The sequence below is a fragment of the Bradyrhizobium sp. Gha genome, from assembly GCF_900113735.1.
Lineage (GTDB): Bacteria > Pseudomonadota > Alphaproteobacteria > Rhizobiales > Xanthobacteraceae > Bradyrhizobium.
On record NZ_FOQM01000004.1, the window covers coordinates 16,063 to 33,497 of the forward strand.

Annotated in this window: 14 protein-coding genes; 8 read left to right on the plus strand and 6 right to left on the minus strand. The window is 58.6% G+C overall.

What is annotated here, in order from left to right; translation table 11 throughout:
* Window positions 1–252: 252 nt before the first annotated feature.
* The 3 genes from BM222_RS08175 (at window position 253) to BM222_RS08185 (ending at window position 4,152) form a co-directional block, all read left to right on the plus strand.
* Entirely contained in the window at window positions 253–1,383 is a 1,131-nt protein-coding gene (locus tag BM222_RS08175; RefSeq protein ID WP_092227787.1) for an acyltransferase family protein, read from the plus strand.
* 55 nt (window positions 1,384–1,438) lie between these two features.
* Window positions 1,439–2,944: a lipopolysaccharide biosynthesis protein gene (locus BM222_RS08180; RefSeq protein ID WP_092227788.1), complete on the plus strand. Its 1,506-nt coding sequence runs from the start codon at window positions 1,439–1,441 to the stop codon at window positions 2,942–2,944.
* An 89-nt stretch (window positions 2,945–3,033) separates the two neighbouring features.
* Window positions 3,034–4,152 carry a glycosyltransferase family 4 protein gene (locus tag BM222_RS08185; RefSeq protein ID WP_244547041.1) on the plus strand — a complete coding sequence of 373 codons (1,119 nt, stop codon included), beginning with the start codon at window positions 3,034–3,036 and terminating at the stop codon, window positions 4,150–4,152.
* On the opposite strand, the gene BM222_RS08190 is transcribed toward BM222_RS08185, so the two are convergent.
* Genes BM222_RS08190 through BM222_RS08205 form a run of 4 tightly spaced genes read right to left on the minus strand, consistent with a single transcriptional unit; the run spans window position 4,134 to window position 8,930 of the window.
* Window positions 4,134–5,255, minus strand: a complete 1,122-nt coding sequence (locus tag BM222_RS08190; protein ID WP_092227790.1) for an acyltransferase family protein — start codon at window positions 5,253–5,255, stop codon at window positions 4,134–4,136. The genes BM222_RS08185 and BM222_RS08190 overlap by 19 nt on opposite strands.
* A complete protein-coding gene (locus tag BM222_RS08195) occupies window positions 5,252–6,358 on the minus strand; it encodes an acyltransferase family protein (RefSeq protein ID WP_092227791.1) in 1,107 nt (368 codons plus the stop codon). The genes BM222_RS08190 and BM222_RS08195 overlap by 4 nt, the downstream gene beginning before the upstream one ends.
* A gap of 8 nt (window positions 6,359–6,366) precedes the next feature.
* Window positions 6,367–7,710: a hypothetical protein gene (locus BM222_RS08200; protein ID WP_244547042.1), complete on the minus strand. Its 1,344-nt coding sequence runs from the start codon at window positions 7,708–7,710 to the stop codon at window positions 6,367–6,369.
* 8 nt (window positions 7,711–7,718) lie between these two features.
* Complete coding sequence (locus BM222_RS08205; RefSeq protein WP_244547043.1) at window positions 7,719–8,930, minus strand: acyltransferase family protein; 1,212 nt, start codon at window positions 8,928–8,930, stop codon at window positions 7,719–7,721.
* 705 nt (window positions 8,931–9,635) lie between these two features.
* Between BM222_RS08205 and BM222_RS08210 the strand changes: the two genes are divergently transcribed.
* From BM222_RS08210 to BM222_RS08220, 3 genes are all read left to right on the plus strand, one after another.
* A complete protein-coding gene (locus tag BM222_RS08210) occupies window positions 9,636–10,049 on the plus strand; it encodes a hypothetical protein (RefSeq protein WP_244547044.1) in 414 nt (137 codons plus the stop codon).
* A 23-nt stretch (window positions 10,050–10,072) separates the two neighbouring features.
* Window positions 10,073–12,304, plus strand: coding sequence for an AAA family ATPase (locus BM222_RS08215; protein WP_092227793.1), 2,232 nt, complete (start codon window positions 10,073–10,075; stop codon window positions 12,302–12,304).
* Between the two features lie 364 nt (window positions 12,305–12,668).
* Window positions 12,669–12,962 (plus strand): hypothetical protein, encoded by a 294-nt coding sequence (locus BM222_RS08220; RefSeq protein WP_092227794.1) that lies wholly within the window; start codon window positions 12,669–12,671, stop codon window positions 12,960–12,962.
* 36 nt (window positions 12,963–12,998) lie between these two features.
* Here BM222_RS08220 and BM222_RS08225 read toward each other — a convergent pair whose 3' ends face one another.
* A complete protein-coding gene (locus BM222_RS08225) occupies window positions 12,999–14,429 on the minus strand; it encodes an undecaprenyl-phosphate glucose phosphotransferase (protein WP_092227795.1) in 1,431 nt (476 codons plus the stop codon).
* Between the two features lie 480 nt (window positions 14,430–14,909).
* On the opposite strand from BM222_RS08225, the gene BM222_RS08230 reads away from it, so the two are divergent.
* Complete coding sequence (locus BM222_RS08230; RefSeq protein ID WP_092227964.1) at window positions 14,910–15,644, plus strand: metallophosphoesterase family protein; 735 nt, start codon at window positions 14,910–14,912, stop codon at window positions 15,642–15,644.
* Window positions 15,645–15,816: 172 nt separating this feature from the next.
* Entirely contained in the window at window positions 15,817–16,119 is a 303-nt protein-coding gene (locus BM222_RS08235; protein WP_143105913.1) for a hypothetical protein, read from the plus strand.
* Between the two features lie 55 nt (window positions 16,120–16,174).
* On the opposite strand, the gene BM222_RS41950 is transcribed toward BM222_RS08235, so the two are convergent.
* Window positions 16,175–16,891, minus strand: a complete 717-nt coding sequence (locus BM222_RS41950; RefSeq protein ID WP_244547045.1) for a hypothetical protein — start codon at window positions 16,889–16,891, stop codon at window positions 16,175–16,177.
* Between the last annotated feature and the right edge of the window lie 544 nt (window positions 16,892–17,435).

A 17,435-nucleotide genomic window follows, 5' to 3' on the forward strand; every position in this document is an offset into this window, starting at 1 on the left:
CGAGGCAACGCGGCAGGCGTGAGCTTCTCGGCTTCTCCGTGACATCGGAGGATCGGATCGGTCCCACGAACCGATCCTCCGATCATCATTCAAGCGCCTGCTCTTTCCTTGAGCAGTTCACGCGCACTTCGGAGCAGGTCTGCCGCATCATCGACGCAATGCACCGTTGCGCCGCGCCGCACCATTGTGCGAACTTGCGTCACAATTCCCTTCTAGGATCGCCGGCGGTCTTCATCAACGCGATGCATCGGTATGGATGGCAACGAACCACGACGCTTTGTCGTCCTCGATTTCTACAGGTTCGTTGCCGCTCTTGGGGTCTTCGTCTTTCACCTGAAGACTATCGACGGAAACATTTCTCCGGCATGGAACGGGTCGTTCGGACTTTTCGTCGATATGTTTTTCATCCTTTCCGGGTTCGTCATCTCGTACTCCTATCCGGCGCGGTCGGCTGAAGGTCACTCCTACCGCCGTTTCATGCAGCGCCGGATCGCGCGGATCTATCCGCTGCATCTGCTGACCCTGCTGGCGTTCGTCGGACTCGCTCTTGCCAGAATTCAAGGCTCGACGTCGGGCGCCAGCGCATCGGACTTCATTTTCAACCTGTTCCTGGTCCAGGCCTGGGGCGTCACCGATCATCTGAGCTTCAACACGCCAGCCTGGTCGATCAGCGCGGAGCTGTTTTGCTATCTCTTGTTCCCGCTCCTGATGTATCTCGCGCGACGCGTATCGCCGCTGATCTTGGCGCTGGTCGTCGCCGCCTCCTACGGCATTCTGGCCCATGGCCATCTTCCCATCTGGCAAGAACGGTCCCAGATGTATGGTGCAAACTTCGACTATGGAATGCTGAGGGCCTTGCCGAGCTTCCTGAACGGCATTCTCTTGGCAATTTTGTTTCGACTATCGGGCAACTACCGCAAAAGGATCGTGATCTTCGCCGGTGTCTCGGTCTTCGCTCTGGCGGTCCTGATCCTCAACATATTCGCCAAGCCGGATCTCGCGATCATTCTGTTCTCGCTGGCGATCCTTCTGACCGCGATCGGAGAGAGTGCGTTCGATCGGGTTCCCGGCGCTACGTGGTTAGCCCGTCTCGGCAACACGTCCTATGCAGTTTACCTGCTCCATGAAGTCCTGATCATCCTGGTTTTCGCACCCCTGTGGAAGCATTTCTCGCTGAGCGCCAGCGAGTTTCCGCTCTTCGTGCTCGCGTGCTGCATTCTTCTCACGATCGCCGCTGACGTAACCTACGCTTATGCGGAACGTCCAGCACGCGACTGGATCAACCGGCTCGGCTCTGCAGCCCCTCGGCCGGTCACGCCGACAGCGTCAGCAAAGCCCGATGTTCTCGAGGTCGAGGCTCCGCAGACGGCCGGCGTGCGCTAGCGGCATTCACACCAGCTTCGGACCGGCGACGGCGAGCCATCCATAGGATACGGAAGTGACAGATCTCAATCCGCGGTACTCCGAAGAAATCCACGCGCGAAGGGTTCGCGCTGGAGCATTCGCCGCCATCGTCACCCAGATAGTACGCGTTGGTACACAGGCCGGATCCGTGATCATCCTCTCCCGGCTGCTCACACCGGTCGATTTTGGCATCTTTGCGATGGCCTCGCCGGTGCTTGCGTTTGCGATCCTGTTTCAGGATCTCGGACTTGGACACGCAACCGTGCAGAAGGAGTCGCTCAGCCAACGCGACCTCAGTTCGCTGTTTTGGGTCAACCTTTCGGTCGGCGCCGCGCTTGCGCTAACCCTCATCGCGCTCTCGCCCCTCGTCGGGGCGTTCTATGGCGAGCCCAAGCTGGCGGCACTGACCGCAGGCATGAGCTTGACTCTCCTGCTGAGCGGCGCTGACGTTCAACATCTATCGCTCCTGACCAGGCAGATGCGTTTCTGGACGCTAGCCGTGCTCGAATCGCTGGCAGCACTGTCGGGGCTCGGGGCTTCTATCTTGATGGCACTGCTGTACCATAGTTACTGGGCTATTCTCGCGGGCAGCCTGACGTCAGGTGTTGTTCTGGCTGGTGGGGCATGGTTGAGTTCGGGATGGTTGCCGTCGCGTCCCTCATCCATCCGGCACTCGCGCGGGATGCTGACATTTGGTCTGGGTGTCACCGGCTACAATCTGGCTGAGTTCGTCTCCCGCAATATCGACAGCGTTCTGATCGGGCAGGTGTGGGGCGCCGCATCCCTCGGTGTCTATAATCGCGCCTATCGGCTGCTGCTCTTTCCGCTTCAGCAAATCACCAATCCGATGATCCGGATCATGCTTCCGACGCTCTCGGGCCTTCTGAAGGAAGCCGACCGCTACCGCCAATCGTACCGTCGCGCCGTATTTCCCGCCTATATCGTCGTGTTGCCGGGCGTCGCTTTCATGATCTCGACCGCCGGTCTTCTGGTCGAAACGCTGCTTGGCGATCGGTGGCGCGACGTGACACCGATCTTTATCGGTTTGAGCGTCGCGGCACTCCTGCAAACCATGAATGGCCCCGCGAACTGGCTTTTTCTCAGCCAAGGGCGCTCTCAAGAATATATGAAATGGGGACTGTTCGTCGCATCCACATCCGTCATCGCATTTCTCTGCGGCCTGCCCTACGGACCCGTGGGTGTGGCTGCGGCATATTCGATCAGCGAATGCCTGCGGACGCCGGTTCTGTGGTGGTTGGCCGGACGCAAGGGTCCGATCGCTCATCGCGACGCCATTCAATCGATAGTGCCGCACTTCGTTGGCGCCATGGTATCAATAGCAGGCGCTCACCTGCTGCGCGAATTCATGATGGCGCGGTTCGCCGGTGACTTGCCAACACTCGTGGCGTGCTTCGGCCTGTCTTACGCATTGTCTCTGCTCGTCATCGCAGCGTTCCCTTCCGGGCGCCGCGAGATGAGCCGCTACGCCGCATACGGACTTGTCAAATCAGGCGTGAACGCGCGTTTTGCCAATAATTGAGCTCTCGAGGCTGTCCGATCTTGGCGGACCGCCATCATCAGGCCTCGAGAATTGTCTGATCTAGGTACGCTGCCAAACTGGAGATCGTCGTGCACGGCAAGGCCAAGAAGTCCCGACGCTTGCGTGTGGCAATCTACGCGCCGCATTTCGCAGAGTATTCGTACCGGTTGGCGGCGGGCCTTGCGCGACATTGCGACGTTCGCCTCGTGCTCAATCGCAAGGATGCCAATCAGCAATGGAACCTCGACTGGATTGCGTCGTCGGCGCCGTTCGACGCGAGAGTGCGCGACCTCAGCCTGCGGCGGTACGGAGCGATCGGGCTTCCGACCTCCTTCCTCGACGTCCTCGCCTTTCGTCCGGACGTTGTTCATTGCCACGAGTGCCCGGAATACTTTACCGCCGGTCTGATGGAGCTGCTTCGGCTCACCAATCTGCCGCGCGTCCTGACAGTCCATGACGCAATTCCCCATTCGGAGGGCGGTTCGGGGACGAACTCAACAGAGGAATCCTTGCGAGGACGAATGAGGGCGGCCGCGACGCACATTACGGTACACGGTGAGAGTTGCATCGCAGATTTCAGGCGCGCTTCGCCCGACTACAAAGGCGGGATAACTTCATCCATACACGGCGTGCTGATGGTTCCGCCTGCTGATGTAGCGCCGGTCCAGGCCACCAAAGGACGAATTCTCTTCTTCGGGCGGATGTGGGCCTACAAGGGCCTCGACGTCTTCCTCGATGCGATCGCCATCCTTGCCGCGCGCGGCGTCGACCACCACGCGATCGTGGCAGGTCGCGGGCCGGAAATGACACGCCTTGCGGCGCGCATGAGCATGATGCCAACCGTCGAAACGATCGACCGCTACATTTCGCCCGAAGATACGAGCATTCTCTTCCAATCTGCGGAAATCATTGCGTTACCTTACAAGGATGCAACGCAGAGCGGCGTGCTCGCATCGGCCTTCGGCAACCATCGTCCCGTCGTTGCGAGCGCGACCGGAGGCATTCCGGACGTCGTGACCGACGGGGTAAATGGCCTTCTCGTCCCGCCGGGCGATGCGACGGCATTGGCGGACGCGCTCGAGCGCGTCCTGACATCGACATCGCTGTCGGCGCAACTCACCGACGGCGCCAGAGAGACGGCGGCCAATCAGCTGAATTGGGACCACATCGCCGACGATCTGGCTGCCTGCTATCGCCGTATCGCGTGAGTCCCCGCGGAGACGGAGTGCTGCATATCCGGCGAAGGACGGATGAACAGACCGCGCAAGTATCTGTCCAGCACCCGACGTAACCTGACCTCGATCAGTTCATAGCTTATGGCGCTCGCGATCAGCGACATGACCGCCCCCAGACCAATGAACGCCGCCCAGAGCAACCAACGGTCTACGCCGAGCGCGACAAGCTTCAGCCCAACGACCTGCAACGGGAATAGTACAAAGGGATGCACCAGATAAAGGCTGTAGCTGACCTTACCCACGTATTGCAGCGGTGCCGTGCTTAGCGCGCGGCTGACGCCCGACTCCGGCGCAAGCACCATCGCAAACAGCAGAAAGCCCGGCAGAAGGCTCGCGAAAGGATGGGACAGCGTGAGACCCGCATACATTGCGACGGCACAGGCCAAGCCAGCGATCAGGCCGAGCGCCCCAGGCGCATTGATGCGAAACTTTACCGCGCTGAGAAGCATGCCGATGCAGAAGAACGCCGTAATCGGCCAGTGAAACGCGCAAGCCGCTCCGATCAGAACCAGAGGACCCGCGACTGTTCGACCACCAAACTTAAGTGCGGTGAAGCTTGCCGCGAACCAGATGTAGAACGCCCACTCATAGGTTAGCGTCCAGGCGTTCTGTTGTGCGATCGGCAGCCCGAGCAAATCCTGCAGAAAGAGCAGATTGGACGCGAAGACCGCGACATAGCTTCCAGCGTCGATTCCCCGGAAGAATTTGTAACCGACAACAGGCCCAACTACGAACAGTGCGATATGCAGGACGAGGAAGACCGGCATGATCCGCAAGATCCGATCAAAGAAGAATTGCGACAATGAACCGTGCCGTATCAGGCTTGCCGGGATCAGAAAGCCACTGATCATAAAGAACAGCTCGACCCCATGCCCGCCGACGTTGATGACAGACTGCAACCAGGGCCAAAGCGGCGGCAAAAAGCCGGGATCGGGGACGTCATACACGCCCCCTTTTGGCATATCATAGAAGTGATCCATCAAGACGCTCAGCGCAGCGACGCCGCGAAGCCCTTGGACGGATGGAACAAAACATCCGTCCTGCGCAATACTCCGCTTCTGCGTTTGTTTGATCACTCCGCGGCACCCTGCGTACCGTACGACGGTTCAAGAGGTACTAACCTCCGGCGCACCGAGCGGAATCGGTGCCCAAACGAAATGCTGGGCTTTTCGACGAATGTGTATGTCGCCCAGCTGACGAGGAGCGAGAGCGCGAGGATCACGGCGGCAAATGCCGCCCACCCCGCTGGTCCATCGCCGACCCAAAAGAGTCGATTGATGAGCACGATCACGAACGGTGACATGAGATAGACCGAGTAGCTGATCACCCCGACGAATGCCATCGGGCGCCAGGACATCCTCTCACCAAACGCGGCGAAGACAATGAAAACGAGCGCGGCAAAGACATAGGCCGATCCAATGGAATAGCTGTAGAAGAAATTCTCCTGATAGACGCCGCCGAACCGCCTATCGGCCAGAACGATGGCGAAGACGGCGTAAAGCAGCGTACAGCCGACGACATGGGGCCACCTCAACTTCCCGCCGACGACCGCGTCACGCACGATCTTGCCAAGGAACATCGCGGAAAGGTTCAGCCCGACCTCCATCAGCGACGATACTGTTCTGCTCTCGATAAAGACCGCTGCAATTGTCCCGATCACCGCCGCGGCCACGACGATGACGACAGCACTCATCGGCCGGTTCAACACGCCCATCGCGAATAGGATCGTGCATCCGACGTAGAACAGAAGCTCGATGGCCAACGTCCAGTAAAAGACCCAGAGATTGGGAACATTCACGAAGGTCTGCAACATAGTCACGTTGGCGGTGATCTGCGACATCGAATAGGTTTGGGATTCCAGCGCCGCCATTGCGACGAGCCCGACTACGATCGAGGTCCAGTAGGCCGGATAGAGCCTGAAGAAGCGGCTTATAACAAAGTCCTTTGCGGGGGTCGCACTGTCAGGAAAGCTGAATGGAATGACAAAGCCACTGACGAAGAAGAACAGCACGACGCCGAACCGACCGAAGTTCATGTAGTAACCGATGACGTCGTGGAAGCTCCAATAATATGCTCCGGTGGGGTGCTTCTGCACGATCACCTCGAGCACATGCTGGAACAGCACCGACAACACGGCAATGCCCCTAAGGGTGTCGATGAACGCTAGCCGTTTATGCATCTTCGTACTCACCTGCTCCCGCCCAACGCCGCTTTCGTCGTCCCTGCACTGAAGCCGTCCGCAGGATGAACTGGCAGCGGCACTCCCGTTCCAATACCGAGGGCGGCCCTCGCAGGCATGGACCGTCGAGCGAGCACGTCGCTGAAGCTCAACGCAATGATCAACAGGCCGGATGCAGGTCCATAGTTCAAAACCGTGATCGTGAACATGTTCACGACAAACAGCAGCGTGAGCTTGTAGACATCGGTTGTCGTAAAGGTCGCACGAAATACCAGCACCATGAACGCGACGAACGGAAACCCGAACATCAGGTAGGTGCCGATGTAGAAGTTGTCGACAGGCACCCAATATGCGGCAAGAGGCGAGAACAACTGCTGCGGATAGTTGAAGCAACCCGCGCCGCAGCCCGTAATGACACCGATTGGCATGAGTTGCATCAGATACACAAACGGCAACTGCCAACTGTTGTTGATCCGATCCAAGATACTATAGAGCGTCGAATGCGGAACCGCGGGGGTACCCGATACGAGCACGATCAGGAATATCGGAACGAGGATAGCAACGAACGACCACAAAGCTATGTTGCGAATGGCCCGAAGGCGCGCCTCCTGCGGCAACATCCGCACCAACACCAGCAGCACCAGGTATAGCGACAGAACGATGAAAGTCGTTTTGCTCGTGGTAATCCAAACCGCATACTCGGCAGCAGCCCCGAACAGGAGGCACCAGCCGGTCGATTTGCGGATCGACGTAATTGTGAACGAGATCAGGATAAAGAACGCGGCCATGGTATTGTCCGCCGCAAAACCCATCAAGCGTTGGTCGTCACCGCCATAGGACCACCATAGCCGGCCGGCCTCCCGGACGGCGCCGAACGATTCGTACTTAAATCCAACCCATGGCATGACGTAGAATTTCGTCAACAACACGCCTATCACGGACAGATAGAAGGTCGCCGCAACGACCAATAGCAGCCTGCGGTAGGAGCCGAGGCTGGAATCGCAGAAACAGAATCCGACGAAAACCGGCAACATCATCTTGAACGACGACATCGCCGCATTGGCGGTGCCAAGCATGAAATATCCGAGCACCAGCGACAGCAGGATCTGTGCGAAAACGAGAAAGGCCAGCGTGCTGCGATTGCGCAGAATACAGTGGGCGACGAATTGGACCAGGCAGATCAGCGCAATCCCGTCTGGCAGGTACCAAAGTGCATCAAGGTGGAGGATGCTGGTGTAATAGCGCATCACGCCGCCGAAGGCGTCACGGACCAGATAGGAGCCGAGCGCGATCGCCTCGATATTGAGACTGATCACTGTCATCCGTGGACGATGAAGCGCGATTGCAGTCATGCCAGCGCTCAGTTTATCGGTCGCGCCGACGGCGCGTGCGCCGACGAGAAGCCGGCCTGCCTTCCGAGACGATTTCGAAGCCATTTGCCACCGGGAACTTCGACGTATCGGTAAGTGTAGTGGGACACAGCGAACACGGCGGCGAGCGACACGACGAGATTGAGCGTCGCTGGCAGCCCAGGCCGGATCGAATCGAGAGCCGCAATCCGCTGTGCGCCGAGCGCCCGCACGAAATATTCCGCAAACAGCACGACCAGCGCATGCACCATGTAAATTGAGTAGGATCGCTCTCCGAGCCAGACCAATGGTCTTGTCGTCAGCATTCGCGGCACCAGGAGCGCATCGGGAAACGCGAGCAGGCTGCCGAGAAAGACCGAAAATGTCAGCGGCGCAAGGAAACTGGCTGCCGGATACGCCTCCACCATGCTGACCAGCACGACACTGGCCGTCATCGCAACCAGCTGCACCGCGCCCTGCACGGCCGGGCTCGGCCTGGCCGTCAGGCTGCGGACCGCCCTCACCGTGAGCACGCCCAGAAAAAAGCTCACGAAGCAACGCAGGATGCCGAAATCGGTCTGCAATCCGAGACTGTCCTTATTCAGAACGAACACGATGATGGCGAGACTCCCGGCCGCAATGACGCCCGAGAGCACATAGAACAACGACAGGGAACGCATGCGCTGGGCCAGCAGAACGACCGCGCCAAAGGCCAGGTACGTGTAGAATTCGACACTGATGCTCCAGCTCGGCGCATTCCAGCTGAGATAGTCGATGAACCCCATCGAGTGCAGAAGAAAGACGTTGAGCAGGAAGGAATAGGAATTGTTCACCTCGAACGCCGCCGGCGCCGCAACGACGACCCCAACCATGACCAGGCTGATGCGCAAGAGACGAAACAGCAGATTCGCGGCCAGCATCACGACGTGCAGCGGATAGACCCGCGCCAGGCGCCGCACCATGAAGTCGCGCAACGAAAAGCGGCCGAACTCACCCTCGACGGAGCTGATCGACATTACCATGCCGCTGAGAACGAAGAACAAGTCGACCAGCAGCCATGAGCTCCTGAAGAACGCGCAGTCAATCCAGGCATTGTGCGGGAATGCCGCAAGGAATGTCGGCATCAGCAAGAGATGATGAATCACCACCGAAATCGCTGCGATACCTCGAATGCTGTCCAGCGGCAGGACATGCGCCTTCTCACGATGAATCGACTCCGTCACATCGACATTCCGTAGCTATTTCGCCGCCGCAGGGTGGTGTATCGGCTCGCCCGCGCCTTCAATCATCGCAATGAGCGACTTGCATTCTTCGCATGGTGCACGACGACATCTTCATCACTATGCCCCATTCCGACAGATGCGCGCCAAGGTCGCGCCACTTTTCCAAATTGCGAGATGATCGCGACGCGATTGCGATGCTTGCGAATCTTTACGTGTAAAATGTGCACGAAATCCGGCGTTGTTGCGATCACTGGCGTCATACGAAACCGCGAGCACAATCATCTCATCGATGGAACAAATTCGTACGTCGTGACTTGGGCCATGTTTGCGAGAACGCATTTGCCCTACGAATTCTCAACTGCAACAACCGGAGGCGGACGATTGCCGTTCTCTCAGGCACCGCGACTCTTCCTCGTACAACTGCCGGCAAATCAAGCGTGCGCGCACAACCGATGCGACTGATCGAACCAGCTTTTGCGCCGCACAACATTTGACACAGTTGCATGTCAAGTTTCACGGGCTTTCATTTGCCGCAACGTTGAAGGGAGTCGGATGGGCCGCGGATCAACACGTCATCGCTTGACACAGCGATGGCTGCAAATCGTGTCGATGGGATCAGTCCTGATTGCGTTGAGTCTCAGTCCCTGTCGGGCTCAGTGTGTCGAGTTCTCGGACCGCGCTTCGCAGGTCGATCTCGACGCCTTCGTGAAATCACCGTCCTCGCTCCTCGAGCGGCTGCGCAATGACAAGGAGAAGTTGAAGTATCGCCTCTCCTCTTATATCGCCACCGATCCTTCTACGCTGCCCTCGGTCCAGATCCTCATCTCGGAGTCGCCTTCCAATGACCGTTCGGCCATCGGCTCGGCCCTACGGCTCGCAGAAGCACTGTGTATCGCGACGAAGCCCGATGTTGCGCGCAAGATAAAGGATTTCACCAAGCGGATCGGTGATTTGTCTGTGCAGGCGGGCTATTCCGCGGCGGGCGAGGTTGGCTCAAACGCCCTGCCGCCACGGCGTGACAAGGATTCAAAAAGAATTCTGGGTAGCGGAGCGCTTCTCGAAGGCGAATGGAACACTGAACTGGCGGACCCGTTCAAGCCCGTTGCCATTCCTCATTGATCGTTCAAGGCAGTTGTTGACAGATGTATCAGCCCAGAGAGCAATTCCGGTCAGGACACAAATTCGGCGTCGAATTCGGCGGGGCGGTGCTGAGCTTCGAGCGGGTCACCGACGTTCTTCGTCGTCAGTGGCCGATCATCGTTGTTTCGGTCGGAGCTTCGCTAGCCCTGGTGCTCGCCTACCTGGCTACGACGCATCCCATGTACACGGCCAACGCCCGCATCATGATGGATACCCGCCAGACCCAGGTTCTGGACAAGGACAATGGGACCAACAGCAACCTCATCGACACCGGCTTCGTCGATAGCCAGGTCGAGGTCATCAATTCGGATGATCTCATTCGATCGGTCGTTCGCCGGCTGCATCTGACGGAAGATCCCGAATTCAGCGGCTCCAATCCGGGCCCCCTCGGCAAACTCCTCGGCCACGTCATGTCGCTATTCGGTTCCGGCGAGCCACCGTCACCGGAACGCGTCGAGCAGGCCACGGTCGAGCACATTCAGGCGAACCTCCGGGTTGAGCGCGTTCTGACGACTTATGTTCTTTCGCTCAGTTACAGGGCGCTCACGCCGGATGCGGCCGTCAAGATCGCCAATGCGATCGCCGATGCTTACATCGTCGGCGCGCTCGAAGCCAAATATCAGTCGACCAAGCGCGCGACCGAATGGCTTCAGCAGCGCAGCGCCGAACTGAGTCAGCAAGCAACGGCGAGCGACCGGGCGGTGCAAACGTTCAAAGCGGAGCACAACATCGTAGGAACCAGTCGCGGCTTGATGTCCGAGCAGCAACTGTCGGATCTCAACACGCAACTCGTCCAGGCTCGGGCGGCGACCGCCGAGGCGAAAGCGCGTCTTGACCGCATCAATGCGATCTCTGACAAGGACGTCACCCAGACCACGGTGACGGACGCGCTCAACAACCCTGTTATCACACGGCTCAGGGCCCAATACCTCGATCTCGCCGCCCAATATTCCGATTGGTCGCGACGCTATGGCGCAATGCACCTTGCGACGGTCAATCTGGCCAGCAAAATGGATGAGTTGCGCAAGAACATCGCCGACGAGGTTCACCGCATCGCGGACGCTTATCGTAGCGATTATGAAATCGCAAAAAGCCGCGAGGCATCTCTCGAAAAAAACGTGAACGATCTCGTCGCCCAGGCTGGTCACACCGGTCAGGCAGAAGTCAAGCTGCGGGACCTCGAGAGCGCTGCCGACACCTATCGTAGTCTCTACAACAATTTCCTTGAAAAGCTGCAGAATGCAACGCAAAATCAAAGCTTTCCGATCAGCGAAGCACGCCTGATCAGCACCGCGACCAAGCCCGACCGCAAGAGTTCGCCGCGCACAATGCTGGCGTTGGTGGGAGGCCTGGTCAGCGGCCTTTGTCTCGGCTTTGGACTGGCATTTGGGCGCGAGTTCTTGAGTGACGTATTGCGGACCCCGGGCGAGGTCGAGGACGAACTCGGCGTGAAATGCCTCGGCGTGCTTCCCGATATACGTCCCCCGACACCGGCAGGGGCACTGCTCTCGACATCGGGCAAAAGCACCGCCCCCGATTTATCTCGCTACGTCGTCGATCATCCATTCTCGCGTTTTGCGGAAACTTTGCGCAACATCAAGGTATCGATCGACGTCGCGCGTCTCAGCCGGGAAATCAAGGTTATCGGCATCGTGTCCTCACTGCCGAAAGAGGGAAAAACCACGGTCGCCGCCAACTTCGCCCAATTGGTTGCTCTCACCGGTCACCCAACACTCCTGATCGACGGTGATCTGCACACGCGCTCATTGACCCGCGAACTCTCACCCAATGCCAAATCAGGGCTGGTCGAGACACTGAACGATCCCGCCAGCCTCGCCTACCACGTGCAGCGAAGCAAGGAGACGGGCCTCGATTTCCTGCCGTCGGTGGTCGCCTCTCGTATGCTCAATTCGGCCGACGTCATCGGATCGAGGGCCATGGCCGAGCTCCTCAAAACGCTGAGGGATCGTTACGAATACATCGTGATCGATCTGGCCCCTGTGATGCCGGTGGCCGATTCCAAGGCTGTCAGCTTCCTCATCGATGCCATGGTCTACGTGATCGAATGGGGGCAGACCACGCGGTCCGCGCTGCAGGAATCCATCTCGGGATCAGAAGTCCTGCAAAAGAAGCTGTTGGGCGCCGTCCTCAATCGCGCCAACCCGAAGATGCTCAAGCGCATCGAGGCGTACAAGGGCAAGCACCATAACAGCTATTACGTGGAGCACGTCTGAGCGTCTTAAGCGCGTACGCGCCAGCGCTGTAGCGAGATCGGCACCTCGGCTGGCGCCCTCCCCTCCGGCGCCTGAAAACGATTTGCCGATCGGCTCGATCAGCAGGACCGACGGCTACGGCCGCCGGCCGGCCTGTTGGCCAGGGCGGCCGCCGGCCCGATTGATTTCAGTAATCATCCGGAATCCACAATTTCTTCTCAATGCCTTAGGCCAAAGCGGGGCTTGACGCATGGACGGCGATTGCGAGATCGTTGCTCATCGGCAGGGGCGCTTATCGGATCCTTTGAGTCTTGACCGTCTTTTCTTTCGAGTTCCCCGAGGCTAAGTTGAGTGCATTCTCATTGCCCGTATTTGGTGCGTTCGGATGCTGATCGTCCTCACGATTTTGTCGATTTGGGTGCTGCTCAACATCCTGTTCGTGCTGATCGTGGTTCCACCACGCCAGCCGCGACGGCTGCCACGGCCCGCCGCCCCCGCCCTGTCGCGGGCTCCAATTGACCCCGACAAGCAAGACCTCGAGCAGGGCGAGCCGTTTTCCCTGCGCCATGTCGTGGCATCCGTCGCGATGGGTGCGTTTTTTGTGCTCGTCCCCCCGCTGCTCGCACTGCGCAATGCGGTCATGCAGCTCTTCAGGAAGTCGTCTCAAGACGGCCGATAGCGAGCACAGGATCCGCCCAGTCCTCGGCTTGGCCTCTCAGTAAGCTTCCTGGAACATTACGGCTGACGCGGTTCGCACCATGATCTTCAGGTCGAGCCAGATGCTCCAGTTGCTGACGTACCAAACGTCGTATTCCACGCGTTTTTCCATCAGGTCGATCGTGGGCGTCTCTCCGCGAAGACCATTCACCTGAGCCCAGCCGGTCAAGCCCGGTTTCATGTGGTGGCGGTAGACATATTTGCTGATGAGCTCATCATAGTAGTTGTCATGCGCCAGCGCGTGCGGCCGCGGTCCGACCAGGGACATGTCCCCCCGCAACACGTTCCAGAGCTGTGGAAGCTCGTCGATGCTCGTCATGCGAAGGAAGCGTCCGACCTTGGTCACCCTCGCATCCTTCTTGGTCGCCTGGGCGATGGTCTGACCATTCTCGGAAACTGACATCGTCCGGAACTTCCAGATATCAAACGGCTTTCCGTTGAATCCGCGGCGCGACTGCCGGAAGATGACGGTTCCCGGCGAGTCCAGCTTGATCAGCATGGCCACCGTCAATAGCAGCGGCATCAGCACGACCAGCGCAAACATCGCTACGCCGACGTCGAGGCAACGCTTCTGCAAACGCTCGAAGATGCTCAGCGGCGGCCGTTGCATCTCCACGGCCACGGTCCCACTGGCCAGCAGAAATGGGCGCGAGACGATGTCTGAAATGGAATCGTCCGGCAGGAGGCGCACTGGCTGCGGCACGGCACGCAGACAATGGCCGAGCTTTCGCAGCATCGGCAGTTCGTTCCAGTCGATCGCAAGCAAATATTCGTCAACATCCGTCAGGCGCGACTGACGGATGACGTCTCGCACCTCTCGCTCCAGATGGCTTCCGTCGCCACCATCAATTCGCAGCACGAAGTGGCGCACCACGTCGAAGCCGTTTCTGCGCAGATCCTTGAATCGGCCCGAGGTGAAATCGAGCGGCTTGAGACTCAAAAGCACCACCTTGCGATCGACGAGACGACTTCTCGCGAAATTCGTGCCGAGCACGATCTGCCAGGTGAAGCGGAGGCTGATCAAACCCAGACCGCCTATCGCAGCGAACACAATCACGGTGCCACGGGACAGATTGTCCGTTGACTTCAACAGGAACGCTGCGAGGGCGAGCACCGTCAACGCAACAAACCAGATGAAAGCGGCCTTCCGCAGCTGCCAAACAAGACTCAGCAGGCGGTGCGTGGCGTAGACATCCTGTAGATACGCAAGCGCGATAAACACAAGACCGACGATCAATCCAGCACCGACCGACGTGGCATCGGCCGTGGACGTGGTCGCGAAGCCGTAAAGCGCGGAACTGGCGACATAGCTCAACAAGATCGCCAGAAAGTCGGCGCCAATCACGAAGACCTGAAATGGCCGCTGAAGGGCAGTGCCGCGCGACAACGGCGAGTAAGCCTTCTCAGAACCATACGTTGCAACAGCCATTCGAACCTCTAGTGTATCGATGATGCCCGACGCTCTTCGTGATGCTGAAAAATCGTCACTTGCTTTATTGAAACTGTAAACTGATCGCAGCGACATTATGGCGCCGCACGCAAAACTTTTGCGACGCGAAGAACGTGGAAGATCAGTGAAAAAAATACGACTGCGTCAAGTCGCGTTGGAACGAAAACGTCGTGCGCCGACGCGACGATGAATGGCTGACCGACCGCGAAGCAAGTTCCGCAGCGACAGAACTCATGCGAGAGTCATTCAGATATCGCAACCCACGGCAGTCCTAATCGCATCGTGGTTGAGACTGGCTCCGACGCCTATTCGCTAGGCAGAACGTGGCGCCCTGCTTTCGGCACGATCGCGCCTGAGAAAGAATGACATCTCCAACCAAAACAACCGTTCTTGCCTCAGATGAGGTTATCCGATGTCTATCGCGTGCAACGTCTTCTCGATCATCAAAGACCCAAGATAATGTTATCGCGTTCTCGATCACGACCGCAAATTCCCAAACCGCAGCTTCCGGAAGGCGTTCGCATCTACGCGATCTCGGACATTCACGGCTGCGCGCACCTGCTTAAACCCATGTTACAGGTGATCGATGCTGACCTCGCTTGTAGTCGACCGCACTACGCGATTGAGATCTTCATGGGTGATTACATCGATCGTGGCCCCGATACGCGTGCGACCCTTGACATCCTGATCGAACGGAGCCGGAGGAGAAACACTGTTTTCCTGAAGGGCAACCATGAGGCATTTCTGGTGAACGTCTTTGAAGACCCTTCGCTGTTTGGGGAATGGCTCAAGGTCGGCGGCGCCCAGACGTTGACGTCCTATGGGCTTGCGCCCGATCTGAGCAATGTCGACCCGGCAAGCGTCATGCAGGACCTCATTCGCGCGATGCCACCACAACATCTGGAGTTTCTGGACAATTTGCGATCAAGCTTTACTTGCGGAGATTTCTTCTTCGTACACGCCGGCGTACGCCCTGGCGTTCCGCTGAATGATCAAGCCGAACAGGACTTGCTGTGGATTCGCGAGGATTTCCTGCGCAGCAACAAGCCGTTCGGGAAGTATGTCGTCCATGGACACACACCGGTCCGGCAGCCTGAACTTCTGCCAAATCGCGCCAATATCGACACTGGCGCTTACGCAACCGGCAACCTCACATTGATGAGCATTCAGGGCAGCCGAATGCTCGCAGTGTAGTTGCGCGCAAAGCATTGAGCGGGTGAATCGCGCTGCAATTGCCCCCCATGGAAAACCCATTCAAAGGACTCGATCCGGCAATCGATCACAAACGTCGACAAATGGCCTGAGTGGGTTAAGTCCTCCTTAGGTGACCGCGATTAAGCTCAGGGCTTTGGAATGGAGCAGTCCGGTGACCTTGCTGGCTTTGGGAGGAATGCTGACCGGGATGGTTCTCGGCATCCGATTCAGGGTTTACATCCTCATACCCTTCCTTTTTGTCGGATCCGTCGTCGGGATAGTGTTGGGGTTGGCGAGAGCCAACGATCTCATCCAAACCATCCTTTGGATTCTCGCGGGCCTCGTGCCGCTTCAGCTCGGATATCTGTGCTCCTCTCTGGTCGCTTCCAACATCTCCGATGGTCTCGAAGAGAGGTCGGAGGGCCCAACCCCCGGTTACACCGCGCAGAGGCGGCTTCCAGGTCTCGCGGAGTGATGGCCATCGCGGTGCGACGCCTGCGACGCCCTCAGCGGCTCCGTTCTGGAAACAATCAAGGATTCGGACACTCCGAGTAGAAGATGCCGTTCGCGGCCGAAATACGCTCTAAACATTGCCTCTTGTCGGTGATTTTCCCCTCTACGGTGAAATCGAAGCCTGATCCGTTCAGCGCCAGCACGTAGCGTCCGGGCGGTAACGAGAGGTCCGGATCACGCGGCAGGATCTGATACATCCCGGGCTGATCCTTGAACGGAGCGGCTCGATACGGGAGCGATATGTTTCGAATGACCCAGCTGCGCTCGCTCGAAACGACCGGCTTTCCAGACGCATCGAAGTCCGTTGCCTGCTTGACCTGCGCCACCACGCGCAACTCGATTGGGTCCGAGGCATCGCTCGTCGGCGTCTCCCGACGAAACACAACAAAGCGAATCCTCCCGTCAGGCAGCGCGGTTTCGCTCGATTTTGTGATCGCCGCGGAGATCGCGACGCGCGGATCAGGAACCCTCCCTTGAAGGGCCTGCAGCTCGTAGAGACGGTTTCCGCTAATGGCATAGACCCCATAGGCCGTGGGCACCAATGGATCGACTTTCGGCTCCGGCGCCTTCGTCGGCACGGCGGCGGCAGACGTTGGACTCGCCTCGGGTGTAGGCCGTGTCGCCGATGCTTCCGACCGCCAGATTTTCGCGACGAGCCTGTCGGCCGAAGGCGGAGACCAGCCTCGACGCTGCAGCACGATCAAACCCGCAATGCCGGCGAAAAAGATCAGCATTGCGAGATAACGCAGTGGCACCCCGGACGACCATCGCGAGCGCCGGCGCTGAGACGCTGACTTCGGATCGTTGCTGTCGTCAGGTCGCACCGGCTCTACCGGGATCGCATCGAGATCGACGGGGCCGAGCAGAGCTTCGTTGCGTAGCGGTCCGATCGGACGCTCCGGCTGCGGCAACCCGCTCGCTCTCATCGGATTGTTCCTGGTGTGCTCCTCCACCCCCGCAATAGCGACCTCGAGAGCCTGCATCAGCCGCTGCTTTTCGGACGGATCGTCGTGCGCGAGCTGCTCGAGCTTATGGCGCGCAAGGTCATAGACTGCGCTTCGGAGTTGTTCCGGATCTGACTGCAGCGCGTCGATCGTTCGCGCCAACACCAGTGCGAAATCGACTTCCGGATGGGCGGAAGCAACCTCTTTCGCAGATCTCTGAAGTGAACCTGACGTCATCCAGACAGCAACTCTTTCGAACCCTGTTCGCGACCCGCACGACGCACCTCTGAGAGGCACAGGCCAACAAGGCTGCATCCCCGATGCCCCGCATCAT

Excerpts from the sequence above, each read along its gene's own strand:
- BM222_RS08225 (WP_092227795.1), bottom strand. The coding sequence starts at position 14,429 with ATGGCTGTTGCAACGTATGGTTCTGAGAAGGCTTACTCGCCGTTGTCG.
- BM222_RS08230 (WP_092227964.1), top strand. The coding sequence starts at position 14,910 with ATGTTATCGCGTTCTCGATCACGACCGCAAATTCCCAAACCGCAGCTT.
- BM222_RS08175 (WP_092227787.1), top strand. The coding sequence starts at position 253 with ATGGATGGCAACGAACCACGACGCTTTGTCGTCCTCGATTTCTACAGG.
- BM222_RS41950 (WP_244547045.1), bottom strand. The coding sequence starts at position 16,891 with ATGCTGATCTTTTTCGCCGGCATTGCGGGTTTGATCGTGCTGCAGCGT.
- BM222_RS08195 (WP_092227791.1), bottom strand. The coding sequence starts at position 6,358 with ATGCATAAACGGCTAGCGTTCATCGACACCCTTAGGGGCATTGCCGTG.
- BM222_RS08215 (WP_092227793.1), top strand. The coding sequence starts at position 10,073 with ATGTATCAGCCCAGAGAGCAATTCCGGTCAGGACACAAATTCGGCGTC.
- BM222_RS08200 (WP_244547042.1), bottom strand. The coding sequence starts at position 7,710 with ATGACTGCAATCGCGCTTCATCGTCCACGGATGACAGTGATCAGTCTC.
- BM222_RS08220 (WP_092227794.1), top strand. The coding sequence starts at position 12,669 with ATGCTGATCGTCCTCACGATTTTGTCGATTTGGGTGCTGCTCAACATC.